The 17,625-nt window shown below is 69.9% G+C and carries 19 protein-coding genes; 5 read left to right on the top strand and 14 right to left on the bottom strand.

What is annotated here, in order from left to right:
• Nucleotides 1-116: 116 nt before the first annotated feature.
• The gene (locus AB3X10_RS04320; protein WP_369979367.1) at nt 117-935 is read right to left on the bottom strand and encodes a GH12 family glycosyl hydrolase domain-containing protein; all 819 of its coding nucleotides are present in this window, start codon (nt 933-935) and stop codon (nt 117-119) included.
• 323 nt (nt 936-1,258) lie between these two features.
• Between AB3X10_RS04320 and AB3X10_RS04315 the strand changes: the two genes are divergently transcribed.
• The 3 genes from AB3X10_RS04315 (at nt 1,259) to AB3X10_RS04305 (ending at nt 3,439) form a co-directional block, all read left to right on the top strand.
• Complete coding sequence (locus tag AB3X10_RS04315) at nt 1,259-1,888, top strand: 2-hydroxychromene-2-carboxylate isomerase (RefSeq protein WP_369979365.1); 630 nt, start codon at nt 1,259-1,261, stop codon at nt 1,886-1,888.
• Nucleotides 1,889-1,962: 74 nt separating this feature from the next.
• On the top strand, nt 1,963-2,904 hold the full coding sequence (locus tag AB3X10_RS04310; protein ID WP_369979363.1) for a DegV family protein: 942 nt from the start codon (nt 1,963-1,965) through the stop codon (nt 2,902-2,904).
• Between the two features lie 196 nt (nt 2,905-3,100).
• On the top strand, nt 3,101-3,439 hold the full coding sequence (locus tag AB3X10_RS04305) for a hypothetical protein (RefSeq protein ID WP_369979362.1): 339 nt from the start codon (nt 3,101-3,103) through the stop codon (nt 3,437-3,439).
• A 104-nt stretch (nt 3,440-3,543) separates the two neighbouring features.
• On the opposite strand, the gene AB3X10_RS04300 is transcribed toward AB3X10_RS04305, so the two are convergent.
• Together AB3X10_RS04300 and AB3X10_RS04295 are read right to left on the bottom strand one after the other, a co-directional pair.
• Nucleotides 3,544-4,473 carry a DMT family transporter gene (locus AB3X10_RS04300; protein WP_369979360.1) on the bottom strand — a complete coding sequence of 310 codons (930 nt, stop codon included), beginning with the start codon at nt 4,471-4,473 and terminating at the stop codon, nt 3,544-3,546.
• A complete protein-coding gene (locus AB3X10_RS04295) occupies nt 4,470-5,261 on the bottom strand; it encodes a PhzF family phenazine biosynthesis protein (RefSeq protein ID WP_369979358.1) in 792 nt (263 codons plus the stop codon). The genes AB3X10_RS04300 and AB3X10_RS04295 overlap by 4 nt, the downstream gene beginning before the upstream one ends.
• A 126-nt stretch (nt 5,262-5,387) precedes the next feature.
• Between AB3X10_RS04295 and AB3X10_RS04290 the strand changes: the two genes are divergently transcribed.
• Complete coding sequence (locus AB3X10_RS04290) at nt 5,388-6,797, top strand: PLP-dependent aminotransferase family protein (RefSeq protein WP_369979356.1); 1,410 nt, start codon at nt 5,388-5,390, stop codon at nt 6,795-6,797.
• Between the two features lie 144 nt (nt 6,798-6,941).
• Here AB3X10_RS04290 and AB3X10_RS04285 read toward each other — a convergent pair whose 3' ends face one another.
• The 11 genes from AB3X10_RS04285 to AB3X10_RS04235 form a co-directional block, all read right to left on the bottom strand.
• Nucleotides 6,942-7,655, bottom strand: a complete 714-nt coding sequence (locus AB3X10_RS04285) for a DUF4386 domain-containing protein (RefSeq protein WP_369979354.1) — start codon at nt 7,653-7,655, stop codon at nt 6,942-6,944.
• A gap of 45 nt (nt 7,656-7,700) precedes the next feature.
• Entirely contained in the window at nt 7,701-8,162 is a 462-nt protein-coding gene (locus AB3X10_RS04280) for a hypothetical protein (RefSeq protein WP_369979352.1), read from the bottom strand.
• Entirely contained in the window at nt 8,159-8,374 is a 216-nt protein-coding gene (locus AB3X10_RS04275) for a hypothetical protein (protein ID WP_369979351.1), read from the bottom strand. The genes AB3X10_RS04280 and AB3X10_RS04275 overlap by 4 nt, the downstream gene beginning before the upstream one ends.
• Before the next feature lie 9 nt (nt 8,375-8,383).
• On the bottom strand, nt 8,384-8,680 hold the full coding sequence (locus tag AB3X10_RS04270; protein WP_369979350.1) for an ArsR/SmtB family transcription factor: 297 nt from the start codon (nt 8,678-8,680) through the stop codon (nt 8,384-8,386).
• A gap of 665 nt (nt 8,681-9,345) precedes the next feature.
• Nucleotides 9,346-9,480: a hypothetical protein gene (locus AB3X10_RS04265; protein ID WP_369979348.1), complete on the bottom strand. Its 135-nt coding sequence runs from the start codon at nt 9,478-9,480 to the stop codon at nt 9,346-9,348.
• Nucleotides 9,481-9,868: 388 nt separating this feature from the next.
• Nucleotides 9,869-10,699, bottom strand: coding sequence for an S-formylglutathione hydrolase (gene fghA, locus AB3X10_RS04260; protein ID WP_369979346.1), 831 nt, complete (start codon nt 10,697-10,699; stop codon nt 9,869-9,871).
• Nucleotides 10,700-10,803: 104 nt separating this feature from the next.
• On the bottom strand, nt 10,804-11,376 hold the full coding sequence (gfa, locus tag AB3X10_RS04255) for an S-(hydroxymethyl)glutathione synthase (RefSeq protein ID WP_369979344.1): 573 nt from the start codon (nt 11,374-11,376) through the stop codon (nt 10,804-10,806).
• A gap of 69 nt (nt 11,377-11,445) precedes the next feature.
• Nucleotides 11,446-12,555 (bottom strand): S-(hydroxymethyl)glutathione dehydrogenase/class III alcohol dehydrogenase, encoded by a 1,110-nt coding sequence (locus AB3X10_RS04250; RefSeq protein WP_369979342.1) that lies wholly within the window; start codon nt 12,553-12,555, stop codon nt 11,446-11,448.
• A 43-nt stretch (nt 12,556-12,598) separates the two neighbouring features.
• Nucleotides 12,599-12,874 carry a metal/formaldehyde-sensitive transcriptional repressor gene (locus AB3X10_RS04245; protein WP_145702911.1) on the bottom strand — a complete coding sequence of 92 codons (276 nt, stop codon included), beginning with the start codon at nt 12,872-12,874 and terminating at the stop codon, nt 12,599-12,601.
• 115 nt (nt 12,875-12,989) lie between these two features.
• Nucleotides 12,990-13,439 (bottom strand): hypothetical protein, encoded by a 450-nt coding sequence (locus AB3X10_RS04240; protein WP_369979340.1) that lies wholly within the window; start codon nt 13,437-13,439, stop codon nt 12,990-12,992.
• Between the two features lie 306 nt (nt 13,440-13,745).
• Entirely contained in the window at nt 13,746-14,750 is a 1,005-nt protein-coding gene (locus AB3X10_RS04235; RefSeq protein ID WP_369979338.1) for a glycosyltransferase, read from the bottom strand.
• 565 nt (nt 14,751-15,315) lie between these two features.
• Between AB3X10_RS04235 and AB3X10_RS04230 the strand changes: the two genes are divergently transcribed.
• Entirely contained in the window at nt 15,316-17,394 is a 2,079-nt protein-coding gene (locus tag AB3X10_RS04230; protein ID WP_369979336.1) for a beta-galactosidase, read from the top strand.
• Nucleotides 17,395-17,625: the final 231 nt, after the last annotated feature.

Here is a 17,625-nt window from a genome sequence, read left to right as displayed (position 1 = left end):
CTGCCTAGCCGCCTGCCATGTCGGTGCCGGCCAATGCCGGCGCGCCGACACCGTTAGAGCGCCGGATCCCGCCATGGCGGCGACGGCCTGGCCTGGCCGTCGCTGCGGCGTGCAGCTCAATGCGCGTCGATGGTCGCGCTGACCTTGGCCCAGCCGTTGCCGCGCACCACCTCGAAGCCGGCCTCGACCACGTGCAGGTACAGCGCGTTGCTGTAGCGGCCGTCCTTGCTGCGGTTGGCCTGCAGCCAGTTCAGGAACGGCTTGACGTCGACGTTGAGGTTGCCGCTGGTGGGCAGGTTGGCCTGGCCGGCGGTGCCGTGCGGGATGAAGGTGTAGACGTAGTAGCCGGCGGCGCTGTTGTTGCCTTCCCACAGGTCGAAGGTATAGCCGCCGGCGCTGATCACGTTGCTGGCGGTGAGCGTGCCGATCGGCCAGGAATTGTGTCCGCCCCAGATCATCACTTCCAGCTGCGGCACGCCCTTGCTGGTATCGCGGCGGAAGAACAGGTCGTAGGCGAAATCGCCGCCCAGGTTGCTGCCGCCGGCGCTGTAGTTGAACTTGACCGGGATCGTGCTCAGCGACGACACCTGCCGCGGGAACAGGGTATCGCTGGTCGGGTTCCAGTCGTAGTGCCAGCCGCGCACGATCGCCGGATACCCGTACAGGCTGGAGTTGGGGAAATTGAAGGTGACCGTCAGCTCCGGCGTGCTGCCGGTGCCGAAGGTGCCCTGGATGACGTTGTTGGGATCGTTGAAGTTGTTGACCCACGCATAGTGGTTGCCGAAGATCTTGTAAGGCCCGGCCAGCGCCAGCGGCGCGGCGGCCAGGCACGACGCGGCGAACAACGCCTGCAGCAGGCGCCGGCGCAACGGCGCGCGATGCGCGGCTGCGCGCGCGGACGGCTTGGCGATCGGAGCGGTCTGGACATCGTGCATGGACTGTCTCTCCTGGAGGGTGCGGCGCACGGCAGCGGAAATGCTGCCGCGGCGGACGCTAGCAAAGCGCTTTCGCGGCGAGCTATGAAAAGAAGCGCGCGCGGCATGCGCTGGCGCAATAGCGCTACCCGATCGAGCGTGCGCACGTGCGCCGCTTCCCAGTTCCCGCGTGCGGGCGAGATCGGCGCGGCGGCATTGTCTACGCCGGCCGCCGCCGCAGCGCGCGAGCGATGCCTCCGCTTCGCACTGCAACATGCGGCAGCCGCGGCCGGCGCGGCGCGCGGCGCCGCGATAAGCTGGCGGCGTCCGCCCGGAGACGCACGATGATCCTGCGCTGGTATTTCGATTTCGTCTCGCCGTTTTCCTACCTGCACTGGCACAAGCTCAAGGCGCTGCCCGAGTTCGCGCGGATCGAGCCGGTGCCGATCGTGTTCGGTGCGGTGTTGCAGCATCTGCACACGCGCGGGCCGGCGGAGATCCCGCACAAGCGCAGCTTCACCTACCAGTTCGTGCAATGGCAGGCGCAGCACGAGGGCGTGCCGCTGCGCTTTCCGCCGGCGCATCCGTTCAACCCGCTGGCCGCGCTGCGGCTGTGCATCGCCGCCGGCAGCACGCCGCAGGCGATCGATGCGATCTTCGACTGGCTGTGGCGCGACGGCCGTGGCGGCGACGACGCGGCGGCGCTGGCACCGGTGGCGCAGGCCCTGGGCATCGCCGATGCGGCGGCCGCGGTGGGCGATCCGCAGGTCAAGGCGCAATTGCGCGGCAACACCGAGCAGGCCATCGCCGCCGGCGTGTTCGGCGTGCCGACGCTGCAGATCGGCGAGGCCCTGCTGTGGGGCAACGACGCGCACCCGCTGATGCAGGCGCTGCTGGCCGACCCGCAATTGCTGCAGCGCGGCGAGATGGCGCGGCTGGCGGCGCTGCCGATCGCCGTGCAGCGCGGCGCCTGACCCGGCCGCGCCATCGCCCGGCGTCTGCGCTAACCTAGCCGGTACTGACGAAGCGCAACGCCGGAGGGGGCCAGATGCGTATCGGGATCGTGGTGGATTCTGCCTGCGACTTGCCGCAGGACTACATCGCAGACCACAACATCGTGTTGCTGCCGATCAGCGTGCGCATCGGCGAGGCCGTGCTGGCCGACCATCGCGACGAGGAAGCCACGCTCAGCTTCCTGCATGCGCACGTGGCCGAGCACGGCGCCGAAGCGGAGACCATCCCGTTCAGCGTGGCGCAGATCCGCGAGCTGTTCCTGAGCCGGCTGGTGATCGACTACGACCACGTGTTCTGCATGACCATCACCAAGACCCGCAGCCCGATCCACCAGCATGCGCTGCAGGCCAGCTTCGCCATCCTCAACGACTACAAGCCGATCCGGCAGGCGGCCGGGCACACCTCGCCGTTCGCGCTGCGGGTGATCGACACGCAGAACCTGTTCGCCGCGCAGGCGGTGACCGCGGTGGAGGCGGTGCGGCTGCGCGCGGCCGGGGCCAGCGTGCAGGCGATCCGCGAACGGCTGGAGGAACTGGCCGGCAACGTGCACGGCTACATGATCACCCGCGACCTGTACTACATGCGCGCCCGCGCGCGCAGCAAGGGCGACCGCAGCGTCGGCCTGCTCAGCGCCGCGCTCGGCACCGCGCTGGACATCAAGCCGGTGCTGCACGGCTATCGCGGCGAAACCGCGCCGGTGGCCAAGATCAAGGGCTTCGACGCCGCGGTGCAGAAGCTGTTCGAGTTCGTCGGCAAGCGCGTCGCCGCGGGCCTGATGACGCCGACGCTGTGCCTGAGCTACGGCGGCGAACTGAGCGAACTGCGCGCCCTGCCCGGCTACGCGGCGCTGCGCGAGGCCTGCGAGACGCACGCGGTGCAAGTGCTGGAAAGCGTGATGAGCCTGACCGGCATGGTCAACGTCGGCAAGGGCGCGATCACCCTGGGCTTCGCCGACGCGCCGCACGCGTTCGCCTAGGCGTCGCGCGGCGCATTTGCGGATTGAGGCGGATGCCGCATCCCGCATTCCTGTAGGAGCGGCTTCAGCCGCGACCGTGCGTTACCGGTAACGCCCGGTTGCGGCTGAAGCCGCTCCTACACCATCGCCCGCGTAGACAGCCCACTCACGACGCCGCCTGCTAGGCTGCGCCGCACCGCTCCACACAGGAACCGCCATGGCCGTGACCTACTCGATCAGCCTGCCCGACCCCGCCCGCGCACGCGGCAGCGAACCCACGCTCAGCTTCAGCGCCAACGGCGCCGACGCCTTCGCCGAGCAGTTGCAGCAGGCCTTGAGCAGCCCCGCCTGGTTCGAGCGCTGGCGCGCGCTGCAGCCGGAGCCGGACGACGTGGATCCCTCGCTGGGCGTGGTCGATCCGGCCGCCAGCGTCAGCGGCAAGCAGGACGACCTGCGCATCGACCTGGTCGCCACCACCAGCATCCCCGGCGACATCCTCAAGCAGCGCATGCGCCTGCTCGCCGGCAGCGGCTGGGAACTGCGCAACGTGCGCTGAGCGCAGCGTCCGCGCAGCTGTTCCGGCGCCACGACGGCCGGAACAGCTGCGAATGCCTTCTGTAGGCGTTTCGCCGACCATGATGCGATGCGTGGACCGCGCACCTAGCGCGCCGCGCCGCCCGTCGCCACGCCCGGTGCGCGCCGCGGCCAGCGCCATTTCAGGTTCACCGCCAGCGTGCCGAGCACGATCAGGACCAGGCCCAGCCATTGCACCGCCACCAGCCGGTGGCCGTACAGCAGGTAATCCAGCAACAAGGTGACCAGCGGGTACACGAACGCCAGGATCGCGATCGTCGCCACGTGCAGATGCCGGTACGACGAATAGAACAGCACGTAGACGATGCCGCTGTGGATCACCCCCAGCCCCGCCAGCCACAGCCAGTGCATGCCCGGATGCAAGGCGCTGCCGCTGGAAAACCCGACCAGCAGCACGCTGCCCACCCAGCACTGCACCGTCACCACCGCCAGCGGCCGCTCGCGGCTGATGCGCCGCGACATCAGCAGCGATGCGCCGCACAGCAGCGCCGCCAGCAGGGTCAGCGCGATGCCGACCAGGTAGCCGCGATCGGCGGTGTGCCACAGCCGCGCCGGGTCGGCCGAACAGGCCACGCCGACGAAGGCCAGCAGGGTCCAGCCCAGGTCGCTGCGGCGCGTGCGCTCGCCTTGCAGCAGCGCCGCCAGGATCAGCATCACGAACGGGAACACGTGGTAGACCATCGTCGCCACGCCGATCGACGAGCGCGCCATGCCGGCGAACAGCGCCACCCAGTTGAGCACCAGCAACACGCCGCTGACCGCCGCGTCGCGCAGCAACCTGCGCTCGCGCCACAGCCCGCGCAGCTGGCCGCCGAGCAGGCCGCACACGGTGAGGAACAGCGCGCCGAACAGGCAGCGGTAGAACACCGCGGTCACCGGGTCCTGGCCGCTCTCGTGCACGAACACCCCGACCGAGCCGATCAGCACTTCGGCCAGCAGCAACTGCCACAGCGCGCGCCGCGCGGCGCCGGCGGGAACGGCGGCGGCCGCGCTCACGACGCGATCGTCCCGTGCAGGTACTGCACCGCGTTGCCGCGCACGTAGACATGCTGCGCCTCGACCCGGCAGCCGAGTTCGCCGCCGCGCGCCGAGGCCTGCCAGGCGGTCAGCCGCGGCTTGCCCAGCGCCTGCGCCCACAGCGGCGCCAGCGCGGCGTGGATGGAACCGGTGACCGGGTCCTCGGCGCCGCCGTTGGCCGGCCAGAAATAGCGTGACACGAAATCGTGCGTGCGGCCCGGCGCGGTGACCGCCACATCGCGCGGCGCCAGCGCCAGCATCCGCGCCAGGTCCGGCACCAGCTCGCGCACATGGCTTTCGTCCGCGTACACCGCGATATACGCCTGGGCGTTGACGTAGACCGCCTGCGGCGCGATCGACAAGGCGTCGTACAAGGCCTGCGGCACCGACGCCAGCGCTGCCGGCGCCTGGTTCGGGAAGCGCATCTCGAAGCTGCCGTCGGCGAGCCGCTCCACGCCGAGTTCGCCGACCGCGTCCGCGCGCAGGCGCAGCGGGAACGGCGCCAGCCGCTGGGTGGCGATCACGAACGCGCTGGCCAGCGTGGCGTGGCCGCAGAAGCCGACTTCCTTCAGCGGCGAGAACCAGCGGATGTCGAACACGCCGTCCGCGCCGCGCACGAAGAACGCGGTCTCCGACAGGTTGTTCTCGCTGGCGATGGCCTGCATCAGCGCATCCGGCAGCCAGGCCTGCAGCGGCACCACCGCGGCCGGATTGCCCTTGAAGCGGACCGTGGTGAAGGCATCGACGACGAACAGGGAGAGCGGCACGGCTGGCCTCGCGGCGGGAGGGGAACGCCGGCGCAACCGCCGGCACAGCAGCAGTGTGCGGCGCCGCGCACGACCGTTACAGATTCAGATACGCTGTAAATGCACCGATACAGATGAGGCGCCCGCATGCTCTTGTACGAATCGCTCGCCACCCAGCTGCGCCAGCAGATCGAGCGCGGCACGCTGCGCGCCGGCGAGCGCCTTCCCTCGATCCGGCAACTGGCCGCCAACCACGGCATCAGCACCGCCACCGCGGTGCAGGCCTGCCTGCAGCTGGAACGCGAAGGCCGGGTGCAGGCGCGGCCGCGCTCGGGCTACTTCGTGCGCGCCGCCACCGCGCCGCTGCCTGCGGCCGCTGCGCCGGCGCGGCGGCGCACCCCGGGCATGGTCGACAACCCGGCGCTGCAAGGCGTGCTCGACATGCTCGCGCGCTCGGACCTGGTACCGCTGCACACCGCCACCCCGGCCCCGTCGCTGCTGCCGGGCGCGCAACTGGCGGCCGCGCTGTCGCGGCAGTTGCGGCGCCAGCGCGGCGTCGCCCTCGACTACGCGCCGCCGCAAGGCCATGCCGCGCTGCGCCGGCAGATCGCGCAGCGCTACGCGCACTGCGCGACCACGGTGGCGGCCGACGAAGTGGTGGTGACCGCCGGCGCGATGGAGGCGATCAGCCTGGCGCTGCGCACGCTGACCGCGCCTGGCGACGTGGTGCTGGTGGAAACCCCGACCTACCACGGCATCCTGCAGGCGGTCGCGGCGCTGCGGCTGAAGGTGCTGGAAGTGCCCAACCGTGCCGGCCACGGCATCGACGCGGCGCGCCTGGACGCGCTGCTGCAGCGCACACCGGCGCGCGCGGCGGTGCTGATTCCCAACTTCAACAATCCGCTCGGCAGCCTCACCCCCGACAGCGCCAAGCGCGCCCTGCTCGACAGCTGCGCGCGCCACGGCACGGTGGTGATCGAGGACGACATCTACGGCGAGCTCGACTGGTCCGGGCAGCGCCCGCGCCCGCTGCGCCACTTCGACCGCCACGGCAACGTGATCACCTGCGGCTCGTTCTCCAAGGTGCTGGCGCCGGGCCTGCGCGTGGGCTGGCTGCTCGGCGGCGCGTGGACCGACGCGCTGGTCCGCGCCAAGTATTTTTCCACCGTCGGCGGCGCCAGCCTGCCGCAGCTGGCGCTGGCCGACTACCTGGCCCGGCACGACCTGGAACGGCATCTGCGCAAGTTGCGCCGCACCCTCGCCGACAACGGCCAACGCCTGCGCGAGGCGATCGTGCGGCACTGGCCGGCCGGCACCCGGGTCGGCGATCCCGCCGGCGGGCTGTCGCTGTGGCTGCAGCTGGCCGACGCCGGCAGCGGCCAGGCGCTGTTCGAGGCGGCGCTGGCCGAGGGCATCGGCACCTCGCCCGGGCACCTGTATTCCAGCCGCGGCGACTACGCCGACCACCTGCGCCTGACCTGCGGCCAGCTGTGGAGCGAGACCCTGGAACGGGCGATGCGGCGGCTGGGCACGCTCGCCGCGCGCTTGCCGCGCTGAGCGCGAGCGTCCACGCGCCACGTTTCCGCCGTGCGCGATGGCGCAGAACCCGGTCTGTCGCTCGCAGGACCTGCCTGTGCCGTCGCTGGTCCGTCGCCCAAGGACATGCCGCGTCCGCCTCCACGGCGGGACTGCTCGCAACGTCTACAGCGCGGCCCTGGCCTGCCATTGCCGCAGGTCGACGCCGCGGATCAACAGCCACAGGCAGAACGTCGTCTCGCCCACCAGTACCGGCAACAGGATGCCGGGGCTGAGCAGGTCGGCGAGCGCAGGCGCCAGCAGCGCCGCGAACGACGCCACCAGATAGCTGAGGCCGGCCAGCACCATCAAGGCGCCGACGAACCGCGGCAGGTAGCGCGAGCGCCAGATCAAGCTGCCGCTGACCAGGCAGGCGGCGCCGAAGAAGACCAGCGCGATGTTGAAACCGACCTCATGGCCCAGCAATGCCAGCGAGGCCAGCGCGACCGCCTGCTGCGGGTCCGCATCCGCCGCGCCAGCGGACGCCAACGGCAGCACCAGCAGCTGGAACAGCTTGCTGACCGCCTCCACCGCCAGCGACGCCATGTTCAACAGCACGAACAGCAGCGCCAGGCCCTTTCCGGCCGGCCGCAACAGCATGTATTCGATCCACAGCTGCACCACCGCGATCAGCGGCACCACCAGGTTCGCGGCCAGTCCCAGCTTCCACAGGTGCGCATGCTGCACGATGGCGTGGAGCGTGGCCGGGGCGTCGCCGGGCACGACCAGGGCGTTCGTCACATAGCCCTCGGCCAGGCCGCCCAGGACGATGACGGCAAGATAGAGCGCTCCCGCGAGCCGCGCGTAGAACTGCGGGCGGGTTTGGATGTCGTACGCCATGGGGTATCCAGCCGTTGTGGAGTTGCGGATGACGCGAGGCGGCCGCTAGCGCCAGCGGTCGCCGCCGGCGCGGAGGAAGGTCGCGGCGACGTAGCGCCACGGGATCACGATCGGGAACACCACGACCAGCAGGCAGGCCGAGAGCGTGGACCAGGTGCCTGCATCCATCTGTCCGTGCAGCAGGCGCGGCGCCGCGACGACGCCGAGCCACAGGAGCTTCCAGGCGATCTCGAACAGCAGCAGCGGCAGCATCTTGAGCGGGTAGCGCAGCCCGAGCACCGCCAGCAGCCCCATCGCCCCGAGCATGCACTGCACCACGCCCTCCATCAGTTCCCAGCCGTCGTGGCGCAGCACGATGCCCGGCCAGACCTGCGCGCCCAGGCCGATCACGAGCAGCAGATAGCCGGCGCGCAGCGCGTACAGCCGCCACAGCGGCACCGGGTCGCGCTCGCGCCCGGATGCGGCGCCAGCTGCGGCGCCGGCGGCAGCTGCATGGGCCGCCGTCATCCGACGTCCTTGAGGATCTTTTCGATGCCGTCGAGGCGGCCACGGATCTCGCTCAGCGCCGCTTGGTTCCTCTCGGCCAGCTCGCGATAGGCCTGGTTGTGATCGAGCTGCGCCTTGGCCTGCCGCACCGCGGCGAGATAGCGCATGCCGAAGATCAGCAGCACCGTGACCAGCGGCAGGCAGATCGTCAAAAGGTAAAGGTGCTCCGACAAGGCCGTCTCCTATTTTTCCGTCTTGTCGGTCAGCGACGCCGCTGCATCGGCAATGACCGAGGGTGAAAGTTCGAGAAGGAAGGCGCTGACCTCGAAGTAGTTGAGCGCCTTTCCGTCGTGCGACAGCTCCAGCTGGCTGGTCACCAGACCGGCCGCCTCGAGTTTGTTCAGATGCAAATGCAACAGCGGCCGGCTGATGCCGACGTCCCGCGCCAGGCGGCTGATGTAATTGCGGCCGCCGCTCTCCAGCGCCGCGATGATCCTCAGCCGGTGCGGGTTGTCGAGCGCCGACAGAATCGCCAGCAATCGATCTCCCGTCATCGCTCCCCTTTTCATGTGTAAGAAATATCTGACACGTGGCGGCATGTCAAGCCCTGCCGGAGGCGGCACGCGCGAGCACGATGCTCGGGCGGGAGTCCATGGAGGGCGGTTGCACACGCGCGCACTTGCCAGGCGAGGCAACGCAGCATGTCGGTGTCGATGCAGACGCGACGCTGCTGCGCTCGCGTTCCTGCCGCGTGCGCGCGCATGCCGCGACCCGCAGCGCGGAGTCGGCGCGCTCGCCGGCGCATCGGCGTCGCCGCTGGCCTTCCAGTCACGGCGGCGAACTCGGCCCGGCACGGCCACCAGCAGCGAACCGCGCAGCGCCCTCTCGTGGAAGCGACGCTGCGGCAGCGGGACGCCTGGCCGGCAGCGGCAGGTTGCATGGCATGGCCGTGCGCAGCTGGACCGAGTCGTCAGCGGCCATGCGGTAAAAACGCGTGTCGGACCTGCCTTCCAGGGTCGGCGAATCCAGGGCGACGTCGACCAGAAAGCCACTCCCATGCCCGCGACCCGAGCGGAATGGTGCGCAGGCATGCCCAAGGCTCCGGCCAGCGGCGGCCATCGCGCACGCCGTGCAGCGGCGCGGTCGCTGCAGCGTTGCACGACAGCGTGCGGACGCGGGCAGCGCCGTCCACCCGCGACCCGACCTAGGGCGTGACCGCCCCGATCGCCAGCGCCGCGCAGGCGCCGAAGAGGGTACAGGCGAGCATGGCCAGCGCGCTGAGCGGGCTGCGCCAGCGCTGCCGCGACAACGACGATGCGGGTTTGCGGCAAGCGAGCATGGCGCGACTCCAGTCCGGGAAGACACGATGGCGAAGGCCGAGGAATCTAGCGTCGCGCCGTCTCAGCCGACGCGACGGCAATCGCACAACCGCGCATTGGACGACGCACCGCGCATTTGTTTACGGGCGGCGCCGGTACGCGGGCGGTATCGGCATGCAACTGCCACTGCGCCGTCATCGTGCAGCGGCGACCGCGATGCCTCGGCGGCGGCGAGCGCCGGCCAGTGCCGCAATGCCAGCAGCACAGCAACACGGCGCCAGCGGGTTCTCTTTCTACAGACAACCTGGCATGCACCTCGCTATCGCCTCCAACGCGCAGTACGCGACACCGGTGCATGCAACCGCCGGCGCCCGACACGCCCGTTGCGCCGCCGCAGCGCTGCGGGGCTCAGCCCTGCAGCGCGCGCGCGTGGTGGGCGATGTGCTCGCCGATGAAGCTGCCGATGAAGTAGTAGCTGTGGTCGTAGCCGGGCTGCAGGCGCAGCGTCAGCGGATAGCCGGCGGCGTCGGCCGCGGCCTGCAGCAGCTGCGGCCGCAACTGCTTGTCGAGGAACTCGTCGCCGCCGCCCTGGTCGATCAGCAACGGCAGGCGCTCGCCCGCTTCGGCGATCAACGCGGTGGCGTCGTAGGCCAGCCAGCTGGCGCGATCCTCGCCCAGGTAGGCAGTGAATGCCTTCTCGCCCCACGGCACCTGCGACGGCGCCACGATCGGCGAGAACGCCGACACGCTGCGATAGCGGCCCGGATTCTTCAGCGCGATCACCAGCGCGCCGTGGCCGCCCATCGAATGGCCGCTGATCGCGCGCCGGCCGTTGTGCGGGAACTGCGCCTCGATCAGGCCGGGCAGCTCCTGCACCACGTAGTCGTACATGCGGTAGTGCTTCGCCCACGGCTCGCGGGTGGCGTTGACGTAGAAACCGGCGCCCTTGCCCAGGTCGTAGCCTTCGGCGTCGGCGACGTCGTCGCCGCGCGGGCTGGTGTCCGGCGCGACCAGGATCACCCCGTGCTCGGCGGCGTAGCGCTGCGCGCCGGCCTTGGTGATGAAGTTCTGCTCGGTGCAGGTGAGCCCGCTGAGCCAGTACAGCACCGGCAACGCGGTGTGCTCGGCCTGCGGCGGCAGGTACACGGCCACGTTCATCGTGCAGCCGAGCACGGCCGAGTCGTGGCGATAGACGTCCTGCCAGCCGCCGCAGCAGGCATGGTGTTCGATGCGTTCCATGGAAAGGATCCCGGATTAGGAAGATGCGGCCATGCAGAGGCCGGCCGCATCCGAAGACGCCGCCCGGCGCGCGCCGCCAGGCGACACGCGGCAGGCGGCGGGTTTCATTGCAGCACGCCGTTCTTGCGCGCGACGTGGGTGGAGAGCGCATCCATCAACGCCGGCGACAGGCAGTCGTAGGGCTCCAGCTTCAGCTCGCGCAACCGGCTGCGCACGCCGTCCATCGCTTCCGGGCGGGTGCCGCTCTCGATGATCGAGGACACGAACGCGGCGAAACCCGGCGCCGACCAGCCCTGCTGCGGCGACAGTTCGGTATGGACGAAGTCCAGCCCGTAGAACGCATGCTCGGTGTTCTCGATGCGGCCGTACAGGTGCACGCCGCAGCCGGTGCAGGCGTGGCGCCGGATCGTCGCGCTCTCGTCGACGACCTTGAGCTTCTCCTCGTGCGCGGTGACCTTGACCTTGTCGCGGCCCACCACCGCGATCACCGCGAACGTCGCGCCTTTCGGCTTCCAGCACTTGGTGCAGCCGCAGGCGTGGTTGTGCGCGGTCTGCGCTCCCACCTCCACGGTCACCTTGTCGCTGGCGCAGTGGCATTCCAGGGTGCCGCCCTGGAAATTCTCCGCGCCTGCGCGCACACCGCCGTCCACCGACGGATGAATCGTTACGGTACTCATCATGCCCCTCCCGGGTTCGTTGCGTACCTGCATGCGCGGAATCGGCCGCGCGCCGGACTGACCGTCAGGTCAGAAATGGATCACGGTGCGGATCGACTTGCCTTCGTGCATCAGGTGGAAGGCCTCGTTGATCTCTTCCAGCGGCAAGGTGTGGGTGATGAACGGATCCAGATCGATCTCGCCATGCATCGCCTGCTCCACCATGCCCGGCAATTGGGTGCGGCCCTTGACGCCGCCGAACGCGCTGCCGCGCCACACGCGGCCGGTGACCAGCTGGAACGGGCGCGTGCTGATCTCCTGGCCGGCGCCGGCCACGCCGATGATGACGCTCTCGCCCCAGCCCTTGTGGCAACACTCCAGCGCCGAGCGCATCACGTGCACGTTGCCGATGCACTCGAAACTGAAATCCACGCCGCCATCGGTCAGCTCGACGATGACTTCCTGGATCGGCTTGGCGTAGTCCTTCGGATTGATGCAATCGGTGGCGCCCATGCTGCGCGCCAGATCGAACTTGCCCGGGTTCGTGTCGATGGCCAGGATGCGCCCGGCCTTGGCCTGCACCGCGCCCTGGATCACCGCCAGGCCGATGCCGCCCAGGCCGAACACGGCCACCGAGTCGCCCGGCTTGACCTTGGCGGTGTTGTGCACCGCGCCGATGCCGGTGGTGACGCCGCAGCCGAGCAGGCACACCTTCTCCAGCGGCGCTTCCGGATTCACCACCGCCAGCGAGATCTCCGGCACCACGGTGTACTCGCTGAAGGTGCTGCAGCCCATGTAGTGGTAGATCGGCTGGCCGTTGTAGGAGAAGCGGCTGGTGCCGTCGGGCATCAGCCCCTTGCCCTGGGTGGCGCGCACGGCCTGGCACAGGTTGGTCTTGCCCGACAGGCAGAACTTGCACTTGCGGCATTCGGCCGTGTACAGCGGGATCACGTGGTCGCCGACCTTGACGCTGGTCACGCCCTCGCCGATCGCCTCGACGATGCCGCCGCCTTCATGGCCGAGCACGGCGGGAAAGATGCCTTCCGGATCGTCGCCGGACAGGGTGAACGCATCGGTGTGGCAGACGCCGGTGTGGGTGATCCGCACCAGCACCTCGCCCTGACGCGGCGGTTCGACGTCGATCTCCACGATCTGCAGCGGCTGGCCGGCTTCGAAAGCGACGGCGGCACGGGATTTCATGAGGTTTCTCCTGGAATGACGGGTTGGGTCGTGGGGTTCGGGATCACTTGAGATAGGAGCGGACCAGCATGCCCATCTCGCGCACGCGCGCGGCGCGCTGCGTGTCCGAGGCGGCGGCGTGGCCGAATTCTTCGCGGATATGCGCCTGCATCACTTCCGACATCAGGCCGTTGACCGCGCCGCGGATCGCGGCGATCTGCTGCAGCACCGCAGCGCAATCGGCACCGCCTTCCAGCGCGCGCTCCAGCGCCTCGGTCTGTCCGCGCACGCGGCGGATGCGGGCCAGGACGCGTTTCTTCTCGTGGGGCGTGTGCGGCATGCGGCGCGACCTTGGAACTATACTGGGGGACAGTATATTCCTCCGCCCGCAAAAGAAAACGCCCGCGCCATCCCGGATCGGGACGGCGCGGGCGGGCGGCAGCGGGCCGCAGGACTCAGCGCTGTGCGGGCGACGCTGCCGGGGCTGGCGCGCCGTCCTGCGGTGGACCGCGCCGCGGCGGCGGTGCGACGCCCTTGCCGCGCAGGCAGGCATCGAGCTTGGCGAAGTTGGCGCGCATCGCTGGATCCGGCTTGGCCGGGTCCGGCCTGGCGCCGGCCGGCCGCGCGCCACCATCGGCCGGGGCGCCCGCACCCGCATCGGCCGGCGGCGGACCCGGCGGCCGCCCATGCGGCGGCAGCGGCAGCCCCAACTCGCGCGCGCACTCCTGCACCGCGGCCTCGAAGGCCGGGTCGCGCGGCGGCGGCTGGTCGTGGTCCGGCCCCCTGCCCGCTCCCTGCCCGGGGCCGTGGTGCGGTCCACCCTCCGGCGGCGGCGGCGGCACGGCAGGGCCGCCGACACAGACGGTGACGCAGCCGCCGAGCGCGGCACTCAACACTAGGGCCAACGCCCCTTTGGCGAATCGATGCGATGTCATGTTAGGCATGCCTCCTCCTGATGGCGGGGTGGTGAAATGGGCAATGGACGCGGTGCGCCGACGGCGCCACGCCCGCTCCCCGCGATACGCTCGCCAATGCACCCACGGGCAGCATCGTTTCATACCGATCGCGCATGCCGTTGTCATCGCGCGACACGCACGGAAAACCGATCGCCGGACGCAGCGGCAACGACCGACCCGGTCACGCAGGCAGCACGCCGGCACCGCTGCTGCCGCGCCGCGGCAGCGACAGGCACGGCGACGCCGCCAGGCCGCTCACGGCGCGGGCGCCCCGATCGCCGCGATGCCGTCCACCGCGTCCGCCACCGCGGCCTGGAACCTGGCCGCGAAGGCCGCGTCGTTGTGGCAGAAATAGCGGCGCGCGGCGCGCGAGATCGAATCGCGCTGCAGCACCGACAGGGCCAGCGCGCGCTCCACGCCGGCTGCGATGCCGGCATGGTCGACATAGTGGTAAGAAGCCAGGCGCTGCATGCGCGAGCGCGCCGGCGCCAGCAGCAGCCCGCGTGCCGGCGTCACCAGTTCGTTCATCGGCTCGGCGTCGGTGGTCAGCGTCACCGCGCCGACGCTCATCGCCTCCATCAGCGAATGGCCGAAGCCTTCCACCTCGGACGGACACAGGTGGAACAGGTGCGCGTTCTGCAGCGTGCGCAGTTCGGCGTCGTCCAGGTAGGCGATGCGATGGTCGATGTTGCCGGCGCGGACCCGTTCGCCGGCGCTGCGCGGGTTCTGCACCACGGTCAGCTGCGGCCATTGCGGATGCCGCTGCCAGGTTTCCAGCAGCACCCGCGTGCCCTTGGCGGTGCTGCGCCCGGCCAGGTGGAAGAACGCGTAGCGGCGCGGGATCGCAGGATCGTAGCGGTCGCGGCTGGTGAAGCCGATGTAGCGGGTGCGGCAGCCGAGCCGGCGGAACGCCACCTCGGCATGCCGGGTCTTGCACAGCACCGCCTCGAAGCGCGGCAGCAGCGGCAACCACTGCGACAGGAACCATTCCGGATTGGGCACCAGCAGGTTGCGCTCGGCCAAGGCCAGGCAGCCGGGATAGATGCGCTCGGAAAACACCTGGGTATGCACGCGATGGCCGAATGCGGAGGCCAGCCGCGCGCCCACCTCCTGCACCTGCCGGGTGAGCTTGCCGCGGCTGAAACCCAGCTGCTGCACGCGCTGCCCGCCCAGCAGCAAGGCGTCGGCCATCAGCCCCAGATCCCGGCTCAGGCCGGTGCCGTTGTCGCAGCTGACGATGCGGAAAAGATCGGACGCCATGCGCGGGTACGTGGAGAAAGAACGCCAGCGTCGAGGCTGCAGATGTCGGCGTTTTGTCCGAACGTGGCAATGCGCGACACACTGCCCCGCTGGGACATCCGGTCTTCGCCGACGATGGGCGCCGCGCTGCCGGCGGTACCGACGCTCCGCACGCGCCGCGACGCCGATGACGGCAAGCGTGCGCAACACCCCGGACGCCAAGCCCCCGGCGGCTTGTCGGGTGCAGCGATATTTGCAACCATGCCTGGCGCATGCCGCGCCTGGAGCGACCCGCTCCCGGGGACCGCGCAGCAGCCGCGCACGATCAGGCAGACGGAGAGACGAATGCCCATGTCCAACGAGCGCGATGCGCGCTGTGCGCCCTTGGCGGCAATGCGCCTCTTCGCCATGGCCCCGCGGGTGCATGCGAACGCGAATGTCCCGAGCGTGCGCCACAGCTTGTTTCCAGTCCATTTCCTCAACGCGCCTGCATGACGCGTCCAGCCGCGGCCGGGCGCACCCAGCCGTCCCCGGCCGCCCAGGTCGCTGCGCGCTGCGGCGAACCCTTCCCAGGAACACGATCCGCATGAAGCACTCGATCGCCCGATTGGCCGGCCTTGCCCTGACGCTGACGTTCGGCGCCGTGCTCGCACTCATCGTTCCGCTGCACAGCGCGCACGCGCAAAGCGCCGACGGGCATCCGGACTGGCCGGGCAAGGGCCAGCTGTTCGTCGGCACCAACTATCAGCCGATCGACCGCTCGCCGGCGCAGATCCGGCAGGACATCGCGGTCATGAAGGCGGCCGGCTTCAGCATGGTGCGCATGGGCGACCTGTCGTGGGATGCGTTCGAACCGGAGGAAGGCCGTTTCACTTTCGACTGGTTCGACGACGTCGTCGCGCAGATGCATGCCGCCGGCATCAAGGTGGTGGTCGACATTCCCGGGCAGCCGGCGCCGATCTGGTTGCACAAGGCCTATCCCGGCGTCGACCTGGTCAACCAGGATGGCGTGCGCCTGCATGCGGCGACGCGCTACTGGGACAACATCGCCGACCCCGACTACCGGCGCCTGGCGCGGCGCCTGGCCGAGACCATGATGCAGCGCTACGCCCACAACCCGGCGGTGATCGCGCTCGGCTACGACAACGAGATCGGCAACGGCCAGCTGTCCTATTCCGAAGCGGACCGGCAACGCTTCATCGCCTGGCTGAAGCACAAGTACGGCTCGGTCGCCGCGCTCAACAAGGCCTGGGCCACGCAGCGCTGGTCGCGCCGGATCAACGACTGGGACCAGGTCGACCTGCCCTACGTCAGGGGACCCGGACCGAACGAGCGCTATCTCGACCTGCGCCGTTTCTGGTCCGACGACACCATCGCCGCGCTCGAGGACCTGGAAGCGGCGCGCAAGCGCTACGCGCCGAACCTGCCGGTCGCCTCCAACCTGTGGCCAACCGCGCCGACCAAGGGCTTCGATTACCTGCGCTCCTGGGATGCGATCTCCACCTACGGCGCGCAGGGCTTCTACCCCGGCGATCCGCTGACCGCCGCGCTCGACGTGATGATGACCCGCGCCGGACACCAAACGCCGATCTGGTTCAACGAGTTCACCGCCGGCGGCGGCGGCTACTACGGCACCCCGGGCCGCTCGCGGATGTGGGCCTACTTCGGCCTGCTGCATTACTCGCAGACCTTCCTCGCCTGGACCTTCAACTCGCATATCGGCGGCGAGGAGCAATCGCTGTTCGGCCTGCTCGACCACGACAGTCGCCCGTCCTGGAAGGTCGACGAATTCAAGCACATCGCCAGCGAGATGAAGACCCTGCGCGGCATGGGTTTCCCGCGCTATGGCAGGCCCGAAGTCGCCGTCCACTACTCCTTCGACACCAATTGGCTGACCACGCCGCCGCCCGGCCCCAACACCATGCAGGAGTACTTCAAGGGCAACTACGGCGAACAGGTCAAGGCCGCGTTCGCACCGCTGTTCGAGGACAACATCGACACCGCGGTGATCGACATCGGCCACGACGCGATCGACAGGTACAAGCTGGTGGTCCTGTCCAGCGCCTACCTCATGGACGAGCCAACCGCCGAGGCCGTGCGCAGCTACGTGGCCAAGGGCGGCACCGTGGTCATGACCGGCTATTCGGCGAAGGTGGACGAAACCGGCAAGTGGTTCGAAACCCCGCTGCCGGGCCGGCTGACCGACGTGTTCGGCTTGCGCACCAACGAATTCTACCGCTCGCAGAAACCGCTCGAGATCCGCTTCGACGGCGCCAAGCTGACCGGCACCGACGCCTACTACGAAGTGCTGGAACTGGGCACGGCCAGGCCGCTGGCCATGTTCGACAACACGCCGCAGAAGAGCCCGGCGATCGCGATCAACGACTACGGCAAGGGCCACGCGATCTATCTCGCCACCGCGGCGCAGGGCCCGTTCATCGCGCCATTGCTGCGCTCGCTGTATGCGTCCCTGGGCATCGCGCGCGGGCCGCAGACGCCGCCGGGCGTGGTGGCGCGGGTGGTCGACGGGCGCACCATGTACGTCAACACCAACGACGCCCCGGCGAGCGTGACCTTCCCCGGCAGCAAGACCGGGGTGCTCACACGCAAGACCTATTCCGGCCGGATCGATCTGGAGCCGTTCGGCGTGGAGATGGTGCAGTGATCCGCGACCGCCATGGCGCCACCCGGCGCCGTTCGCCCATCGCCGCGGCCGGCGCGTGCCTCGGCGCAGCGTGCGGGCGCGCCACGGCGATGAAGCGTCAGCGCTTTGTGTCAACGCGTGTCTGAATACGACACAAACCCGCCATGAGGCCACCGTCGCCGCTGCCTATCATGATCCCGCGATCACACGCCCGCCTTGCACCCAGCAGCGATGGCCTGCCCGCACCAGTTC

The sequence above is a fragment of the Xanthomonas sp. DAR 80977 genome (assembly GCF_041240605.1).
In the GTDB taxonomy this organism is placed as follows: Bacteria; Pseudomonadota; Gammaproteobacteria; order Xanthomonadales; family Xanthomonadaceae; genus Xanthomonas_A; species Xanthomonas_A bundabergensis.
Note: the sequence above shows the minus strand (reverse complement) of the source record. Positions and strands in the feature narration are given on the sequence as shown.